At 47.7% G+C, this 18,041-nt stretch carries 13 protein-coding genes; 3 read left to right on the forward strand and 10 right to left on the reverse strand.

Annotated features, from left to right (window positions below; genetic code table 11):
* Nucleotides 1–35: 35 nt before the first annotated feature.
* Nucleotides 36–1,139, reverse strand: coding sequence for an SGNH/GDSL hydrolase family protein (locus QFZ81_RS17150; RefSeq protein ID WP_307603694.1), 1,104 nt, complete (start codon nt 1,137–1,139; stop codon nt 36–38).
* Nucleotides 1,140–1,389: 250 nt separating this feature from the next.
* Here QFZ81_RS17150 and QFZ81_RS17155 point away from each other — a divergent pair, with 250 nt between their 5' ends.
* The 3 genes from QFZ81_RS17155 to QFZ81_RS17165 all read left to right on the forward strand — a co-directional run bounded on the left by QFZ81_RS17155 (nt 1,390) and on the right by QFZ81_RS17165 (nt 7,373).
* A complete protein-coding gene (locus QFZ81_RS17155) occupies nt 1,390–2,961 on the forward strand; it encodes an FAD-dependent oxidoreductase (RefSeq protein WP_307606940.1) in 1,572 nt (523 codons plus the stop codon).
* Nucleotides 2,962–2,994: 33 nt separating this feature from the next.
* Nucleotides 2,995–4,053, forward strand: a complete 1,059-nt coding sequence (locus QFZ81_RS17160) for a Gfo/Idh/MocA family protein (protein WP_307442371.1) — start codon at nt 2,995–2,997, stop codon at nt 4,051–4,053.
* Nucleotides 4,054–4,133: 80 nt separating this feature from the next.
* Entirely contained in the window at nt 4,134–7,373 is a 3,240-nt protein-coding gene (locus QFZ81_RS17165; protein WP_307603696.1) for an Ig-like domain-containing protein, read from the forward strand.
* Nucleotides 7,374–7,616: 243 nt separating this feature from the next.
* Here the strand turns inward: QFZ81_RS17165 and QFZ81_RS17170 are convergent, their stop codons facing one another.
* The 9 genes from QFZ81_RS17170 to QFZ81_RS17210 all read right to left on the reverse strand — a co-directional run bounded on the left by QFZ81_RS17170 (nt 7,617) and on the right by QFZ81_RS17210 (nt 17,841).
* Entirely contained in the window at nt 7,617–8,453 is an 837-nt protein-coding gene (locus tag QFZ81_RS17170) for a Gfo/Idh/MocA family oxidoreductase (protein ID WP_307442366.1), read from the reverse strand.
* 70 nt (nt 8,454–8,523) lie between these two features.
* Nucleotides 8,524–10,056: a type 2 periplasmic-binding domain-containing protein gene (locus tag QFZ81_RS17175; RefSeq protein WP_307442364.1), complete on the reverse strand. Its 1,533-nt coding sequence runs from the start codon at nt 10,054–10,056 to the stop codon at nt 8,524–8,526.
* 116 nt (nt 10,057–10,172) lie between these two features.
* The gene (locus tag QFZ81_RS17180) at nt 10,173–11,093 is read right to left on the reverse strand and encodes a carbohydrate ABC transporter permease (RefSeq protein WP_307603698.1); all 921 of its coding nucleotides are present in this window, start codon (nt 11,091–11,093) and stop codon (nt 10,173–10,175) included.
* Between the two features lie 24 nt (nt 11,094–11,117).
* Nucleotides 11,118–12,056, reverse strand: coding sequence for an ABC transporter permease (locus tag QFZ81_RS17185; protein ID WP_307449697.1), 939 nt, complete (start codon nt 12,054–12,056; stop codon nt 11,118–11,120).
* A 208-nt stretch (nt 12,057–12,264) separates the two neighbouring features.
* On the reverse strand, nt 12,265–13,863 hold the full coding sequence (locus QFZ81_RS17190; protein ID WP_307442361.1) for a response regulator: 1,599 nt from the start codon (nt 13,861–13,863) through the stop codon (nt 12,265–12,267).
* 236 nt (nt 13,864–14,099) lie between these two features.
* A complete protein-coding gene (locus tag QFZ81_RS17195; protein ID WP_307442358.1) occupies nt 14,100–14,273 on the reverse strand; it encodes a hypothetical protein in 174 nt (57 codons plus the stop codon).
* A 129-nt stretch (nt 14,274–14,402) separates the two neighbouring features.
* Nucleotides 14,403–15,404, reverse strand: a complete 1,002-nt coding sequence (locus QFZ81_RS17200) for an aldose 1-epimerase (RefSeq protein WP_307442356.1) — start codon at nt 15,402–15,404, stop codon at nt 14,403–14,405.
* A 194-nt stretch (nt 15,405–15,598) separates the two neighbouring features.
* Nucleotides 15,599–16,693, reverse strand: a complete 1,095-nt coding sequence (locus QFZ81_RS17205; protein WP_307442354.1) for a GntR family transcriptional regulator — start codon at nt 16,691–16,693, stop codon at nt 15,599–15,601.
* A gap of 98 nt (nt 16,694–16,791) precedes the next feature.
* The gene (locus QFZ81_RS17210) at nt 16,792–17,841 is read right to left on the reverse strand and encodes a sulfite oxidase (protein ID WP_307603700.1); all 1,050 of its coding nucleotides are present in this window, start codon (nt 17,839–17,841) and stop codon (nt 16,792–16,794) included.
* Nucleotides 17,842–18,041 lie beyond the last annotated feature (200 nt).

The raw sequence follows: 18,041 nt of genomic DNA on the forward strand, positions 1-18,041 counted from the left end.
CTCAACCACCCCTTCAGGCATAATGAAACCGGCATTCAATTGGTCAAAATCTTCTGTAGGACTGGTGTCAGCCCATTTGCCATACGCAAAAAGCCAAGGTCAGTCGGATGGACTCCGTCAACGGTACATTCATGCGCATCCTCACCCAGCAGGTTAGATCCGTCGTAAAAATAGATGTTGGCATCGCCCAGTTCGCGCCGCTGCTCTACGGTTCGGAGCTGGACTTGTTTGCGGTTCGCCCGATCTTGCGCCATTTGATCATGAAATTTTTCCTTCGCATAAGTGATGCTCGAGATTACAAGGATCGGCGTCAACGGGTGTTTATCTCGGTAGATCTGTATGAACTCGGGCAGTGTTCTCTGAAGCAGTTCAGTAGAAACACAGTTCGCCTCATAATCCAGGATCAGACATGCAGGGTCCGAAATGTTAGAAAGTATTTGAGCCAGCTCAGGTTCTCCCTTACCGTTGCCGGAAAAGCCCAGATTGAGAAACTCCCTGTTGATACGTCTGGATAGTATGTTTGTATAAGCCATACCTGGACGGGCTGCGCAGCCGCCTTGCGTGATTGATGTGCCGTAAACGATGATTTTCCCGCTATTTTCGTAAGCCGGTGGCGGGGCGATCTGCGCTTCCCGATCCAAACCGATCCAAACTTCCTCTACGCCTTGGTAGAGCGGAAAATTCAGCGTAATGATCCGGCTCTCCCGCGCCATATCCTTAAAGAAAACGGCTTCGTATTCGCTCAGCGTGTGATCATAAACAGTTGTACCGTAATATAACTGCTCTCCCGGTCCTCCGATGTAACAGTCAAACCCGCACTGCCCTGTAGCCGTCATATGATACATATTGGCAGTTCCTGTCAGTTTTACTTTAACGCTCAAGGAAGTGGCATACGTCTCGAAACGGATTTGACCGCCAGCCGTGCAGTTGGCCAATTGGTCTACCGCCTCTGAGAGTTTCCAATCTGGTTTTGTCGGCAGCCGGCGGTAAAGCTTTTCTTCGTACAGCCAGCCGAAACCGGCAATATGGAATGGCTTCTCTAGCGGTGAATACCAATTAAAATGATTGTCGCCGGATTGCTGAATTCGCATGTTTGCGTCCAATTGCACGGCGTTAACAGGTTGTTGTTGATTTTGCATCTTACATTCCTCCTCTACTTACTCCTTAATATCCACTCACATTGTAGGGCTTTGTTATCCATTTTCGACTCCGATCCAGCAATCCCTTTTTTTCATTGCCAATGGTTATTAAAGTACCAAAAGAAGTCATGGTCCTCCGCTGTGGCCTCGTTCCCGCTGTATTACAATGAGGATAGCCTGTGAAATCCTGCAGGCTATGAGGAAAAAGGAGGGAATATTTCCGTTGGTACACAAGAACAGCAACCACAGCATTCAAGAATTCCATGCCGATATCGTCGTGATTGGCGGGGGAACCGGCGGTTGCGCAGCCGCGCTTGCCGCTGCCAAATCGGGCAAGATGGTGATCATGACCGAGGAAACCGACTGGATTGGGGGGCAATTAACGAGTCAGGCTGTTCCTCCAGATGAGCACCCTTGGATTGAGCAGTTCGGCTGCACCCGCACGTACCGGCAGTTCCGGGATGGGGTGCGTGATTATTACCGGCGCCATTTCCCCCTTACCGAAGAGGCACGGTCCCGCATTCATCTTAATCCCGGGAACGGTGGCGTTTCGCGGTTGTGCCATGAGCCACGCGCTGCATTGGCCGTTCTGCAGGAAATGCTGGCTCCTTATATTCACAGCGGTAGGCTGCAGATTCTTACCCGGCATCGCGCAGAATCGGCTTACGTGGAAGGTGATGACGTACGAACGGTAACGGTACGCAATTTGCTTACTGGGGAACTCGTGGAGCTATCCGCCGCTTTCTTCCTTGACGCAACGGAATGTGGAGATGTTCTGCCGCTAGCCGGTGCGGAATATGTGACTGGGGCGGAGTCCAAGACCCAAACCGGGGAACCACATGCCGTGGAAGGTGAAGCTCTTCCGCAGGACATGCAGGGCTTTACATACTGCTTTGCGATGGATTACATCGAAGGCGAAGACTACACCATCGACCGTCCAGAGCGCTATGATTTCTGGCGGCAGTATAAAGCCGATTTTTGGCCCGATCGGCTGCTAAGCTGGTCCGGCGTCCGCCCTCATACGCTAGAGCATGTCTCTTATGAACTTTTTGAAGGGACGGAAAAGTACTCTCTGTTCTACTATCGGCGCATCATCGACAGCAGAAACTTCGAGCAAGGCTTTTATTCAGGGAGTATTACACTTGTCAACTGGCCGCAAAATGACTACTGGCTTGGTTCAGTCATCGACGTGAGCGATGAGGAAAGAGAGCAAAATCTGTGGGATGCGAAGCAGCTAAGCCTCTCCTTGCTCTATTGGTTGCAAACGGAAGCGCCTCGGCCTGACGGGGGTTTCGGCTATCCGGGACTTCGTCTACGCAAAGACATCGTCGGCACCGAGGACGGACTGGCTATGTCGCCGTACATGCGGGAGTCACGCAGAATCAAAGCTGAGTTTACCGTATTGGAGCAGCATGTGAGCACAGCCTGCCGACCCGATGGTAAAGCAGAACAATTCGCCGATTCGGTCGGTATCGGCTGCTACCGAATTGACCTGCATCCTAGCACTGGAAACCGTCATTATATCGATGTCTCCTCCCTGCCGTTCCAGATTCCACTGGGCAGCCTGATTCCTGTCCGTATAAACAATCTGCTGCCAGCATGCAAAAATCTTGGCGTCACGCACATCACAAATGGCTGCTACCGGCTCCATCCCGTTGAATGGAACATCGGCGAGGCTGCTGGCTTTCTGGCAAGCCGCTGTATCGACCGTGAACTCCTGCCCCGCGAGGTGCGCAGTATGGAGTCTGAGCTTCGAGACTTCCAGAATATGCTTGTAAGCTATGGGATTGAACTCGCTTGGCCTACCATTCATTCGGTATAAAAATAACCATTCTAGAGACGAGGAGTTTTTCAAATGAGCAAAGTACGTATAGCGGTCATCGGAGCAGGTTCCATTTCCGAAATGCATTTGAAGTCATACCAAAATAATCCAAACGCCGAGCTTTACGCCATCTGCGACCTGAATGAAGAACGTGCTAAGGCGAAAGCTGAAAAATACGGCATAACACGCATTTACACGGACTATAAGGAATTGCTTGCCGATCCGGGAGTCGATGCCGTCAGCATCTGCACATGGAACAATAGCCATGCGCCGATCTCTATCGCCGCATTGGATGCCGGTAAAAACGTGCTTACAGAAAAACCGCTCTGCAAGACGGTGGGCGAAGCGCTAGCTGTGGAGGAAGCGGTCCACCGATCCGGCAAAACACTTCAGGTTGGTTTCGTCCGCAGATATGCCTCTAACACCCGCATCATCAAATCGTTTCTGGAAAACGATGAACTCGGTGACATTTACTACGCCAAAGCTTCGTGCATTCGTCGTCTCGGCAACCCGGGTGGCTGGTTTTCCGATGTCGAGCGTTCGGGCGGCGGTCCACTGATCGATGTAGGCGTCCACGTCATCGACCTATGTTGGTACCTTATGGGCCGGCCGAAGGTGAAGTCTATTTCCGGCAACACCTACAAAAGACTTGGCAACCGCGCCAACGTGAAGAACCTTGCCTTTTACAAAGCAGCGGACTATGACGCTTCCCACAATACCGTAGAAGATATGGCGAATGCGCTGATCCGTTTTGAGAATGGCGCCTCCATTCTTGTAGACGTAAGCTTCACGCTTCATGCGAAGGAAGACGAGCTTACCGTGAAGCTGTATGGCGCTAAAGGCGGGGCCGAACTGGAACCTCAGCTATCCATCGTTACGGAGAAGTACGATACCATCTTGAACCTCACGCCGCAGATCAACAATCTGTCTTTTGATTTTGTTGCCGGGTTTCAGGATGAGATCAATTATTTCATTGAAGTATGCCAAGGCAAAAAAGAAACCATTTCTCCTGTTCAAGATGGTGTTGAAATGATGAAAATTCTTTGCGGTATCTATGAATCTAGTGAAAAAGGCGAAGAAATACACTTCTAAATAAGCAGCTTACGACAAAACTCAAATTGCACCGGTTTAAAACTAGCCCTATCAAATGAATGGAAGGATAGTGAAACCCTTTGAATAAGTCGAAATGGTTGTCTATGACCCTATTGCTCACAATGATCGTTTCCCTTTGGTCCACGACCGCGGTTGCTGCGGAAACCGTCTCTGGCTCCGCTGCCACTGCCGCTGCTCCGACCGCCGCCGATTACATTGAAGTAGAAGCCGCTCCGGTCGACATTACCATTGATATTGAAGGTCCTCGCAAGCAAATTAATGCTGTTGATAAGGATGTAAGCGGCATCACCGATTATGTAGCTTTATTCACACCAGAGTATGCACCTCAGATTACGGTTGGAAAAACTTCCGTCGGCGTTGTCGTCGATGGAGCTAACCAGGTCACTCGGGTGGTAAACCCTTCAGTGAACGGCGGAGTGCCTGTCTGGACAGGGCCTACTGACCTAGTCATCCCTCAAGGCGGTTACATCCTAGTTTCGAATGATGACAGTTGGGCGAACAAAACCTACAAGCAATATCTCGCGAAAAATTTCAAGGTCGGTGACAAAATCAAGCTGCGCAAAAACGGTGAAGTCATCCCTGTCTCTGAATTAATGACAGGACAAGGCCTCAAAGCTCGGCTTAAGCTGAACAACGATGAATGGTTTACGGTAACCGAGCCGAAAACAGTGGTCTCCGGGAAGCTGGAAAACCTTGAGCAAGGTATCCCCTATTCGATTCGTGTGAACCAATCCACGATTGCCTTGCAAGCGAACGGCACCTTCCAGATCGAGGTTGGTCTCACGGAGGGTGTCAATTATCTTGACGTCATCGCCACCAAGAACGCGACGGAAAATGATCGCAAGACGCTTGTCGTGTTTTATAAAAAACAAACCGGCGCCGCGAAGGAAGTCGTCCTCTGGGTCGATCAAGGAACGAATATTTTCAAGTTGCAAACGCCTGAAAATGTTCACGATATGCTGACAAAAGCAAAAGACGCCGGAGTCACGGCAATAGCACTAGATGTTAAAGGTGTAGAAGGCTTCGCCAACTACAAGAAGAACGACCTGACCGGTCGTCCGCATATCTCCCAGATGACCGCGCCGACCCGCGCGGGAGCGAATCCGAACCTTGACATGCTGGAGGAGTTCATCAAGTACGGGCATCAGCTCGGTATCAAAATCCACGCAGCGTTCAATGTCTTTGCCGAAGGCTCACCTGCGCATAACGAATATGGACTGCTGAACCAGCACCTCGACTGGGAAGAGCATGTGTACCGCCCCGAGGATGGAAGCCAGATTCTGCGGCTGCGTGAAAGCAACTATTACAAAACGGGCAAATCCCTCGTCGCTTTCGTTAACCCGGCTAATGATGACGTAAGAGCCTTCGAGTTGAAAAACATGGAAGAAGTCATCAAAAACTACGATGTCGATGGCGTCGTGCTCGACCGGACCCGCTATGACAATGAAACTGCTGATTTCAGCCCGTTAACCCGCTCAAAGTTCGAGGCGTTTCTCGCTGTTCGCGGTAAACAGCTTACAAATTGGCCGGCCGACGTTTTCACTTACGTGAACAATGTCCGGCAATTCGGACCGCTCATCAATGATTGGTGGGAGTTCCGCTCGCAGACGATCAAAACGTTTACGGATGATGTCCGCTCGCTAACCGATCGCTACACGGCATTGAAAGGCCATAGGATCTACTCTTCCGCCTATGTAGGCTCCTGGTTTGATTCTTACTACCTGAACGGCGTCCACTGGGGCAGCCCGAACTTCAAATACGACAGCCGTTTGCAATTCCCGGCGGACAGCCTCTACACGGACTCTTACGCACAAACCGGTTATTCGGGCAACATCGATTTTCTTATGATCGGCACGTATCAAACAACGCAAAAAGAAATCGAGCATCACATTACGCTAGGTAATATTGTGACGAACGGTGAAGTTCCGATGTACGCTAGTATCGCGCTGGCGAACATCCAGGATCCCCCTCTGCAGCGGTCGGTGTTCCAAGCTGGCTTGTCGCAATCGAATGGTCTGATGCTCTTCGACTATTCGCAGGTTAACTGGTCGGTCGTGAAAGCGTCGCTCCAGAATGTAGAATACGTTAAGGATTATCAAGTAGGTTCAAGTGTTCCTGGCAATCAGGAATCGTTCCTTGAAGGCGATTTGTACAATGTGAGCCGGAATGAGAATAATCTCAACGTCTATACAGATACGTTCGGTCTAACGACAGCCACCAGCACCTTTGGTGTCGAAGCGATCGTGGATAGCACCGGAATAGTCACTAAGGTTGTTAACCAACAACAGGCGCTTAGCTGGAACTGGACGAATATGTCACCTAATAACAGCATCATTCCGCAAGGTGGCTTCGTCATCTCTGCTCTGGATGCTTCAGGCGTTCGGACGAGACGACAGCTGGTCGCCAGAACGTACAAGGTCGGCGATGCTGTCAGATCGGCCGTGCTGCGAGGTCACCTAGCCTATGCAAACACCAGCACACCACTGAAGAATCTCGAGATCAAAGGCAATGTCGAAGTGCTTGGGTCGGGAACGGCTGATGTTCGTTTGAACGGCGTTCCGGCAGCGCTGGCTAGCAACGGAGACTTCAGCGGAAAGGTCTTGCTGGAAGTAGGCCTCAATCCCGTAAAAATCTCCGTATACGTTGATGGCCGCAAAACGAACGAAAAAACCGTAACCATAACGCGTACGGCTCCCGTCATCACAGACATTGAGCTTGACTCTGCCGCCTACCGTCTAGTAGCAGGCGACAAGCATTCAACTGTTACGACAGCCGTTTACTCGGACGAAACGAGAGCCGTAGTAACCGGTGCTGTGTTCAGCTCCAGCAATCCTGAGGCAGCAGCCGTTGCCGCAGACGGAACGGTTACCGCGCTGAAGGCTGGAACTGCGGAAATCACCGCTGTCTATGAAGGAAAAACAGCCAAATCAGTCGTTACTGTTGTCGAACTGGCAAGTCTCTCCTTTGAAGAGTCGAAACATAGCCTAGTCAAAGTTGAGACCTTCAATGTACCGCTCCTGGCAACCTACTCGGACGGCATAATGGCGTACATCACCCAAGGTGCGACATTCATCTCTTCGAACGATAAAGTAGCTTCTATTGCTGCTGATGGCACTATTACAGCTGTGAAGTCAGGTTCCACAATCATTACTGCCTCTTATCGTGGCAAACAATCAGAGATTAAGATCAAGGTGTTCAACACTCACAAAGATAAGATCGAAGATAAAGAGAACGATGATAGCGTGTACGACGAAGCAGCGAACGATAATAGAGAGAATGAAGTTGGAGATATGGGTTAAGGTTTAGCATCGGATAACATCACATGATTCAAAAAAAGCATCCTGTTCCTTCTCAGAGAGAAGGTCCGGATGCTTTTTGGGCAGTTCTGTAAATGAGCCGATCGGTTAGAATCGCGAGTTGGTACTCGCGGGCATTTAGCAGTATTTTCGCAAAATAGAGGTACGTCGTTCCGCTTAACCATAATATCAGCTATTTGCAGTAATTTAGCGCATCGTCGTTCCCCTTAAAGCTCCCATCTCCGTTTACGGCAGCTCCAACCACTGATAAGGCGTCTTCGCGGCCTTCATTCCAAATTCCAGAATTGTCGCAATCGCAATCGTTTCTGCCTGCGGAACCGGAGGCTTACCCGTCTCGAAAAAACCGATAAGATTCTCAATAAACGTCCCAAAGAAATCCGACTCGATCTTTAGAAACTTCGATGCCCCCGCTTCATAACTGAGCGCCATGCTGAACGGGCATTCCCATCCATATTGGTTGATCGTTGCTTGGCGGCCGTCCGCATACCCGATCAGCAGCGCTGGCGTGTTTGCCGTTCCCGTCCACATCACCCGTTTGACATCCGTCCCCATCATCGTGACGATCGGCTCCACCTGGTGAATCGAATAGTTCTCAAATTGTCCTGGTCCTAGACTGCATATGGACTCTATCCCCTGCTTTTCTAGTCCTGTATACTCTGAAGCGAACCGTAAAGCCGAAGTCGAGTACATGGGGGTTCCATGTTTATCTGCGAGTTCGAACATCCGAAAAGCCGCTGCCCGGTTAGGCGCGAACGTTTTATCGATATAAATAGGCTTGCCGGAACGAAGCGGAATCAGCGACAATTCTTCATGGTACTCGGGATGATCCGGCGACAGAACAACCAAGTAGTCACTCTGTTCCACAACCTCCTCGATCGAGTCAAGAAGCTGGATTCCCTTCTTCTCGCTCCATTCCGCATTGCTGAGCTTTCCTTCGATATTAGACTTGCCATAAGCGTATGCGACCTGCATGCTGCCACTCGATGCCTTTTCAATCCAACCAGGATATTTCTCCGCATGCCACTCGTCTAGGAAATAGTCAATAAATCCGATCTTTTTCATCCTTTTCTCACTCCCTCAGAGAAATAAAACCCCCACGGCGTGAACCGCAGGGGAATATTGCGCCTTAAAATTACTTCTTGTTCGCTGCGTACCATTCGTTGACAGCTTTCGTCATTTCGTCCCCGCCATCTGTTTTCCACTGTGCCAGGAATTTATCATAATTTTCGAGCTGTTCTGCACCTGTGATGTATTTCAGGAAGGTGTCTTCCATCAACTTTTGCAGTTTTAAATTGTATTTACCGATTGCTTCAAGCGGAGGTGCAAAAGAGAGCGGATCTACGACGATGTTGCCTTTGGCAGCTTCCTGATTTTTGTTAAATGCATCGGTCAAGATAGGATCTTTACGAACGCGCGCCTGCCAGTAGATCGGGTAGTTTTTCTCATCCACGCCTGTGAGAAACGAAGAAGCATTGTTATACTGGTCGTTGAAAATCGGCAGAATCGGGAAGTAGTTGCCGTTTTCCACTTTGTGGTGAACGCCTTCTTTACCGATCGTTGCTTCCTTGTGAATGTCTTTGTCGAGCTTCAAATCCAGGTATTTGATAATCTCCTCCTTGTTTTCGGCCCATTTCGGAATACCCACATAATAACTGATACCTGCGGAACCCATAACTTGTACTTTGCCATCATCGCCTTTCAGATAAGGAAGGCTTGCGATTTTGGCGTTAGGCGTGTTTTTTAGAAGTGCATTCTGTACGGTAGGGGCATTGAAGTAGCCGTTCGAGATCATAGCTGCTTTGCCGCTCGTGAAATTCTCGATAACTTTGTTCGCCTGATTGAGAGACCACTCCTGATCAATCAATTTCTCCGAATAAAGCTTCTTCATGAACTCTAAGTATTTTTTCATGTTCGGATTTTCTACCACATTGACCAGTTTGCCGTTAACATCCTGCCAGCCGGTCGTTGCGGTCGATTGAACCAGCGTGAGTCCGAAGGTCGGCATGATTTCAGGCACGAGCGGAGATTTCCCGCCGGACAGCGCCATAACATTCTTCTTCTCTTTGATCATTTTCATCACGTTGTACAGCTCATCGCGTGTTGTTGGGGCCTTAAGTCCGAGTTCATCCATCCAATCCTGGCGCACGATCAGCGCTGTGTTGACGATTGTACCTGAACCGGTCTGTGGAATACCATAAATTTTACCGTTCAGCTTGGCCCCGTTCCAGGAGTTTTGGGAGATAACATTTTTCATGTTCGTGCCATATTTGTTCACCAACTCATCAATTGGCTCCAACGCGCCAGAAGATGAGAGCCTAGAATACTGCGGGCCACTGAGCAGCATGAAGCTGTATTTCTCTTTGTTGGCCATGAGCAGGTTGAGCTTATCGTCTGGGTTCTCGACCGGTAGCATATCGTAGGTAACTTTGTAGCCGGTTTTTTCGTTCAGAAACTTCGCCACGACTTCGGCATTGGGATCAAAACGCGCATATTGCAGCAGCGCCTTGAATTCCGGCTTCGGCTTGTTGGTATCTGCAGTTGCGATTGGAGCTGTTGACACAGTCGGTGTTGTGGAACTGCTTGCCGTTTGGCCGCTTCCGCCACAAGCGGTGATTGACGCTGCCAAAGTTGTGATGGACATCAGAGCTAAAAATTTTTTCACCATGAAAGAGCCTCCCTTTTTCGTTCTTTGAGTATGGAGAAGTGCGTAAAACCAAAATTTCATGGAACCATCTTTGAGCCTGCCCACCACCACCCTTCAAGTAATGTTTGTTTGTAGATTCAGCCTTTTACGGAGCCGACCAGAACACCCTTCACGAAATATTTTTGCAGGAACGGATACACGAATATGATCGGCAGTGTCGCCAGAATGATGGAAGCCGCTTGGATCGACTGCGGTGAAACGTTCAGCGATGCGTCAATATTGGTCCGCATGAAGGCATCCGTCGACGAGACGAACAATTCCTTCAAATATAGCTGCAGTGGTTTCATTTCTACCGAGTTGATATAGATAAGCGACGTAAAGTAATCGTTCCAGAACGTAACCGCGTAGAACAACGCAATGGTTGCCAGCACTGGCATCGACAGTGGCAGAATGATGCGCACAAGGATCGTCATATTGCTGGCCCCATCCATTTTCGCCGATTCTTCGAGGCTGTCTGGCAGGCTTTCGAAATAGCTTTTGACAATGAGCATGTTGTACACGTTAATCATTAATGGCAGGAAGAGCACCGGCAATTTGTCGATAAGATTAAGCTTGTGCATGAGTAGGTAAGTCGGGATCAATCCACCGCTGAACAGCATAGTAAACAGGTACATGATGATAAAAAACTTGCGTCCCCGCAGCCTCGGCTTAGAAAGCGGATAAGCGGCTAGCGTCGTCATGAATAAAGCGAGCAGCGAACCAATCAGCGTCACAGTAATCGAAACCATAAACGCATTCAGGAATAAGGAATTGCTCGCCACATACTTGTAAGTCCCTATTTGAAAATCGATCGGGTACAAGGTAACCATCCCCGAAACGACCGCCGCCTCGCTGCTAAGCGATTTGGCGATGAGATTGATGAACGGAAAGATGGTGGAAAGTCCCATCAGGATAAAGAAAATATGATTGACCACTGTGAAGATTTTCTCGCCACGGGATGTTGGGATGAGTCCAGACCTTCTAACGGCAGGTGATTGTAAGATGCCTTTTATATGCATAGCTGATCCTCCTTTATTCGCCGTTTACCAGATACCTCGTCCGAAAAACTTACGGGCCAAGCCGTTACCCGTTAAGATCAAAATAAACGCGACCACGGATTCGAATACTCCTACGGCGGTTGAGAAGCTGTAATCCTGTTCACCGAGACCTATGCGATACACATAAGTGCCAATAACGTCTGCGACGTTGTATACGCTTGGGTTGTACATCACGAGAATTTGTTCAGTTCCCGCCTCGAGCACATAGCCGAGACGAAGGATGAACATGAGCAGGATGATCGGAACCAGACCCGGCAGCGTGATATGTACGATTTGCTTCCATTTATTAGCACCATCTATTTTGGCCGCTTCGTATAAGCCGGGATCGATACCGGCCAAAGCCGCCAAGTAAATGATCGTGTTCCAACCAGTCTCTTTCCAACCTGCCGTGCTAATGAGAACCGAGCGGAAAATATGGCTATCCAGGAAGAAACGGATCGGTTCGCCGCCCATAGCGACGATTATTTTGTTGACGATACCGCCGTTCGTGGAAAGCAGATCAATGAACAAACCACTGACGATAACCCAAGACAGGAAGTGAGGCAGATAAACGACGGTTTGCACGCTTTTTTTGAACGCCATGTTCTTCAATTCGTTAAGCAAAATGGCGACCACAATCGGGAGAGGAAAGAGAAATACGATTTTGTAAATAGAAATGATTAAGGTGTTCTGGAACACCTGCAAAAAACTGGCGGAGGAAATCAATTTATCGAAATGCTTCCACCCGACCCATGGACTTGCGGCCATACCATCGAAAATATTGAAATCCTTGAAAGCAATGATAATCCCGTACATCGGCGTGTACTTAAACAGCAGCAGAAATGCGATGCCGGGAATGAGCGCGAGATACAAATCCCAATCTTTCCTGATATCAATCAACAATTGTCGTCTATAGCTCTTTTTACCATTTTTCTTTGTAGATATGACAGTTTCCGTCGTAGTGGTCGTTTCTCGCAAGGTGTTTCCTCCTTCTTACCTGTCTTTCTTAGATTTAGTTTATCACCCACCGTTTTTTTGCGAATTAGAGGAATATTACTTGTTTTGGTACTTTCATAACTTCTCGCTCACATCTGACATACAAAAAAACCTTCCCAGATCAACTGAGAAGGCTGCCAAAAGGCTTGCAAGGAATTCAATGACGAACTTCCCCGGGCGTCACGCCCCAATATTTACGGAATACTCTTGTAAAATAGCTCACATCCCTATACCCGACACCAGCTGCGGCGTCGTATACCCGTGCTCCCTCTTGCAGGATTGCCTTGGCCCGCTCCATTTTACGTTCCAGTACATAGGTGGAAAAAGCCTTGCCTGTTTCCTGCTTGAATAGACGGCTAAGGTAGGATGAGTTGACATACAGCCGGTCAGCGACAGCATGCAGCGTCATTTCCTGATCGATTTCATTTTCGACGAGACTTAATATGGTCTTGATCATGCCATGACTCGTCGATTTCCGCCTCTGGCTGGCATAGGTTAAATACGCTCTTACCATCCGCTGCAGCCAAAATAGAATTTGTTCCTTTGCGGCCAGCTCCAAATGATTATGGAAATAAACGTAATCCTCACCGGCCACTTCCCGTACTGGCCAGCCTTGTTTCTGGATCATGCAAATAAAGAGACTTGTGAAATAAAGGATATGCTCATGCATGTCTTCAACCGTTTCCGCTTTGGCCATGCCACCGTCCCAGAGAGCTGTTAACGTTTCAACCGCTTTGTCGCCGTCCCCCGTTTCGAGTGCGATCTCCAGCGCTTTCTCCAGGTTTGGCTGAAACGAAAGTTCAGGTTCTCTCCCCTGCTCTTCCCGATACGGGATCGTCAGATCATAGCCCAGTACGATCCGATTCTGTAACGCACGAACCGCCTGTACGTACAGCTTGTTCAGATCCTCTTGGCCGCCTGTTATCCCGCTAATCCCCGCGCTTGCACTTAGCCTAAGACAGCTTCGTATAGTTAAAAGCAGCTTTTCGATCACTGCATTGATTTTCTGGAGGGCTACTCCAGACTCTTCATGTCCATCCAGCTGGAACACGACAACCGTGCAGCCCGCATAATCGGTAGACACCCAACAAGGTGTTGCCAGCAATGTTTCCTTCACGATACTGCTCAGCGAAAATTGGAGCAGCGAAATATCTTTCTTGCTGAATCTGGTTTCATCCTCCAACAGCGGGTCCATATCGACTACGGCAACAGCATATTCGGCATCTTTTTGTAAATCCAGTTGAAGAAACTTGCTTTTCTGTTCAAGCTCCCAAGGTTCATACTTTCCGTTCAGCCACCCCTGGAAGAATTCATTGATTAGGTGTGGAAGATGCAGCTTCCATTTTAGCTTTAGCTCATCCTCATTATGGCGCTGCTCAAGCTCACTCTTCAACCGATCGGCCGCTTCGAGCACCGACTCCAATATCTCCTCGTCCCCTGCCGGTTTTAACAAATATTTCATAACACCAAGCCCCAATGCCTCTTGAGCGTATGCGAAATCATCATGTCCACTGAGAACAATGATTTTCAACAAAGGTTCGGTTTGGCGAAGTTGTCTAGCTAAAGTCAGCCCGTCCATCTCCGGCATCTGCAGGTCCAGCAAGATGATCTCAGGCTTTTTGCGGTCGATCAGCCGCAGCGCTTCCATTCCGTTTCCAGCCTGGCCGACGACTTCTATTCCGTGCTTGTCCCAGGGGATGTTGTTGGCTAGTGCGTTTCTGAGGCGGACTTCATCTTCCACAATTAATAAATTCATAGTCGGAATCTCCTTGATGGATAAGATGTATTCAGAACACCTTCGCTCATGACACGGTATTTTCCTGCCTTGTCTCTTCTTTGAGTGTTGGTATAGAAATTATCATATCTGTGGCAGACTTGATAGGGGACAGTGGTTACTTTCTTTGGTATTTTGACATGAAAAAAAAATCTCCTGGCGATTTAAACCCTCACCAAGAGACTTCTTCTTATTGTGATCCCAGATAAGCTTAATGATTACTCTCTCAACGCTTCTTTCAATTTCGTAGACATGCTATCCATGGAGCCCGAAGACGGACGCTTAACTCCACGTAGTTTCGCGATTTCTTGTTTCAATCTCTCGGTTTCTAATGTCAATTTTTTGATCTGATCTAGAAGCTGTTCCTTTTCTGAGCCGTCATTATTTTCCACTATGTATCCCGCCCCTTCCTTCCGGATAAAAATACCCCCTCGCCGCTAGCAGATCATCACCTTGGATTCTCTCCATGCGTCAAAGGGACTTATATAGGGATCTTTGGTCGGAGATCAAAGTCTCACCTTTTAGTTGTTCAATTCAATCGTATAAAGACGTCCTGTTTCTTCCCAAATTTCGCCTGGCTCCAAGGAAACCAGTCCAATTTGATCAGCCGGGAGATCTACGTTCGGTGCATTTACCAGATTCATTTGCGGCTCCGGGCAGAAAAACCCTTCAGAAGCGCCATTATTCCAGATCATCCATTGCTTGTAGGATGTCCCTACATCATAAACCAGTTTGATGCCTGCACGTGAATCTGTCAACTCCATATAGTTGCGGCCATTTTGCGGCGAGGTTGTGTAATGATTATCCATGGATTCAAAGAACGGCGACAAGCCGCCTACTTTCATCTTCTCTTCGTCAGCTGACAATGGCTGATACTCACCGGTTGGCAGCATTCTCTCACTCATTTCCCAGCGATTGCCGATCGTCATTTTGAATCCATAATCAGACGCCTGACTGTTCGGCGCAAAAGGTGCATTGATCGTCGTATGATACGCCAACAAGCAAGGCATAGCCTCTTTGCCTTCATTATGTACGGATACATGCTGATGCAAACCGAATGCATTCAATGTGTAAGTCAAGCTTATCGTAAACTCATGCGGTAAATACGCATAAACCGAATGCCCTTCTCTTACGCGCAAAGCTAAGGTAACTGAACTCTCAGTTTCATCTGCACGGAATTTCTCAACAGCCCATGGAATATTGTGTACAAAACCGTGTAGGTGATTTCCCGTTTTCGGTTCATTGATCGGAAATTCATAGACTTTGCCTTTCCAAGGAAACTTCCCGTCCTCATACCGATTGGGTGGAAATAATACCGGTATCCCGTGGACGATTGGACGTGCTTTAAAATCTTCCATCTCTTCCATTGCAGGCTCACGCAAAAAGCGGTACTCTTTTTCGGTATCTCTAAAAGCAATTAGATTAGCGCCAACTTCCGGTAAAACAGCTGCTTCATAACGTCCAGCTTGTAACCAAATGGCTTTCTCTCCTTGGTATGTTCCTTCAAACGCTTTCGTCGTCATTTCGCGTTAACCTCCTACATAGCTGTGCCTTTAATTTTGGACAGGCTTATATGAATTTACTCTAAAGCATGTGAATCAAGGAAGTCAATGGATGAAAATAACGCAAACAATGATAAATGTGACTTTCGGAAAAGTACGAATAAGACTGTATATTACTTGTACGTACAAGTTGGCTAGACAAATTTTTATGACTGTTAAACTCGGATGGTTGACTCTCTGACGATTAATTCTGGTTTGTAGACTTTCCCTGTTTTACTTCCATTTGCTCGTTTATTCTGTATCATATCAATCAATATCTCTGCTGCATCCGCGCCCATTTCCGTTTTGGGATGCGAAAGTGTCGTCAGCTTGACCTCTGTTGCGGTTGCTAAAGAAGAGTCATCAAAACCGACCAGCGAGATATCCTGTGGCACTTGAAGACCTGTTGTACGTACAGCATCAAGCAGATGAATAGCTATCTCATCATTGTAGCAAATGAAAGCCGTTGGCCGCTCATCTACCTGACCTAGCATCGCTTTTGCGCTTTCATAGGGTTTGTGTCTCTTCTCCTCCGTCGTATAGTGAATGACGAATTCCGGTAACAACGGAATTTGATAATGATGATGAGCACGAATAAACCCATTCAACCTATTAACCCCTTGCAAGTCATCGGTCTTGAAGAACCCAACAATGCGGCGATGCCCAAGCTCAATTAAGTGCTGAGCAGCCTTGAATCCGCCCTCTTCATCATCCACGACCAAAGAAGGACAATTCATCTCCGGATACCGCTCATTAATCATCAAATAAGGAATATGTTGATAGTCTAAGGAAAGGTAATAGCTTAAATTCGGATTGCCTTCCGCGCTTTTGGTCGGTTCAATAATAAGGCCGCTTAAGGGCTGACTCATCATCATGTCGAGGCTTTCCTTCTCTTTTTCCTTATCATTGTCTGTGGATGACAAGAGCAGTCTGTATCCTCTCGCACGTAAGGCAGACTCCGCTCCTCTTACGATATGAGGAAAAATATAATCCGATATATAGGTTGTCAGAATGCCAATGGTTTGCACATCTCGACTTTTTTGCGTTTGGGGCGTGGAAACGAATGTCCCTTTTCCTTGCATCCGGTACAACCAACCTTCTTGCTCTAACTCCCCGAACGTCTGACGAACCGTTTGACGGCTCATCTGAAATTGCTCGGCTATTTCATTTTCCGATGGCATTTGATCATTCGGTTTCAGCTTCCCGGTATGAAGCCACGATAGGATTTCCTGTTTCAACTGTAAGTATTTCGGCATTTGCTTTTCTTTCATGATTCACCTCAGGTTATTGATTCTGACCGTATTATATCATTTGCTCAACTTGTATGTACATATACGGTAGAAGAAGGGTTTGGAGGTGTACAATACAATCAATCTATGAACACTCGTATATGCTGTATCGCATTATAGCCATAACCTTTTACATTCCAATCTGCCATTTCGCTTTGAATGTTACCTGTTGCATCCTTAGCTCTGACTTTAATGTCGTAAGATCCGGATTCAGTTACCGTCCATTTCCAACACCAACGCCTCCAAGAATAAGCTTCTTGTTGATCCAACCAAGATGCTGCCAGCCAAGTGTTTCCATTGTCAGTACTTATCTCTACCAGTACTACTGGAACACTACCAGATATTGCTGTACCCCATACCCAATTCTCCCCTTTTGCCAATACCTCTTGGTCTGTTGGTCGGGCAATGGTCGAATTGAGGCGAATAGTAGTAACCGGTTCGGAAGAGGATAGAGTTAATGGTTTTCGATCATATACATAATCTACGACTTGGAAAGGTCCTTGAAAATGTTCCTCTATCACGACGATACGGTGAAGCCATTTGACTGAAGCCATTCCATACCAACCTGGAACAATTAATCTAGCTGGATAACCGTGACGGTAGGGCAGCGGTTTACCACTCATGTAAAGGGCTACAATGGTATCGGGATGCAGAGCGTGTTCGAGAGATAAACTTCTTGTATAGGAAAACATGCCAGGCATATCCGTTCGAACTCCCTTATCCATGCCCTCGAACGTCACTTCACGTGCATCCCTTTGAACGTCGGCTGCATGCAATAAATCTTGAAGCCGAACCCCTGTCCAAACAGCATGACTAATTGCCCCTAGTCCCCACTGCTCGCCGCGGGTTTTCGGATGAAAAAACGATCTCTTATCTCCAACACATTCGAGCGTAACCGGGAGTGTAACTTGAGGCATATTCAAGAGATCATGATAGCGAAAATAGATTGGTTTGTTTATACATCCTTCGATAGTAAGCACCCAAGTGCGCATGTCCACATTCGGATATGGAAAATGGTTTCGGATATAAAACAGATGTTCTGGCGTAATACGACTGGATAGTGACAGCATTGGGAATTCTTGATTTTCCGGCATGATTCTTCGTGTAATCAAATGAGGCGAATACAACAATTAAATCATCCTTTCGTAAGAACAAGATCTTACTAAAAGATATGGACCACATGTTGAATTGAGACTCATGTTTCACCTTCCACCCTATTCAGACACGATCGCTATTTAAAAAGTAAAAGGGGCTGTCGATTGACAGTCCCTTTTTATATAAGAATTTTAGTCCACACATTTCCATACATTAGATTATGCCCTTTACTTGA

The sequence above is a fragment of the Paenibacillus sp. V4I9 genome (genome assembly GCF_030817295.1).
Taxonomy (GTDB): domain Bacteria; phylum Bacillota; class Bacilli; order Paenibacillales; family NBRC-103111; genus Paenibacillus_E.

Bases quoted from the DNA above. Each gene is read 5' to 3' on its own strand.
- QFZ81_RS17150 (WP_307603694.1), bottom strand. From the start codon at position 1,139: ATGCAAAATCAACAACAACCTGTTAACGCCGTGCAATTGGACGCAAAC.
- QFZ81_RS17160 (WP_307442371.1), top strand. From the start codon at position 2,995: ATGAGCAAAGTACGTATAGCGGTCATCGGAGCAGGTTCCATTTCCGAA.
- QFZ81_RS17170 (WP_307442366.1), bottom strand. From the start codon at position 8,453: ATGAAAAAGATCGGATTTATTGACTATTTCCTAGACGAGTGGCATGCG.
- QFZ81_RS17175 (WP_307442364.1), bottom strand. From the start codon at position 10,056: ATGGTGAAAAAATTTTTAGCTCTGATGTCCATCACAACTTTGGCAGCG.
- QFZ81_RS17180 (WP_307603698.1), bottom strand. From the start codon at position 11,093: ATGCATATAAAAGGCATCTTACAATCACCTGCCGTTAGAAGGTCTGGA.
- QFZ81_RS17190 (WP_307442361.1), bottom strand. From the start codon at position 13,863: ATGAATTTATTAATTGTGGAAGATGAAGTCCGCCTCAGAAACGCACTA.
- QFZ81_RS17200 (WP_307442356.1), bottom strand. From the start codon at position 15,404: ATGACGACGAAAGCGTTTGAAGGAACATACCAAGGAGAGAAAGCCATT.
- QFZ81_RS17205 (WP_307442354.1), bottom strand. From the start codon at position 16,693: ATGAAAGAAAAGCAAATGCCGAAATACTTACAGTTGAAACAGGAAATC.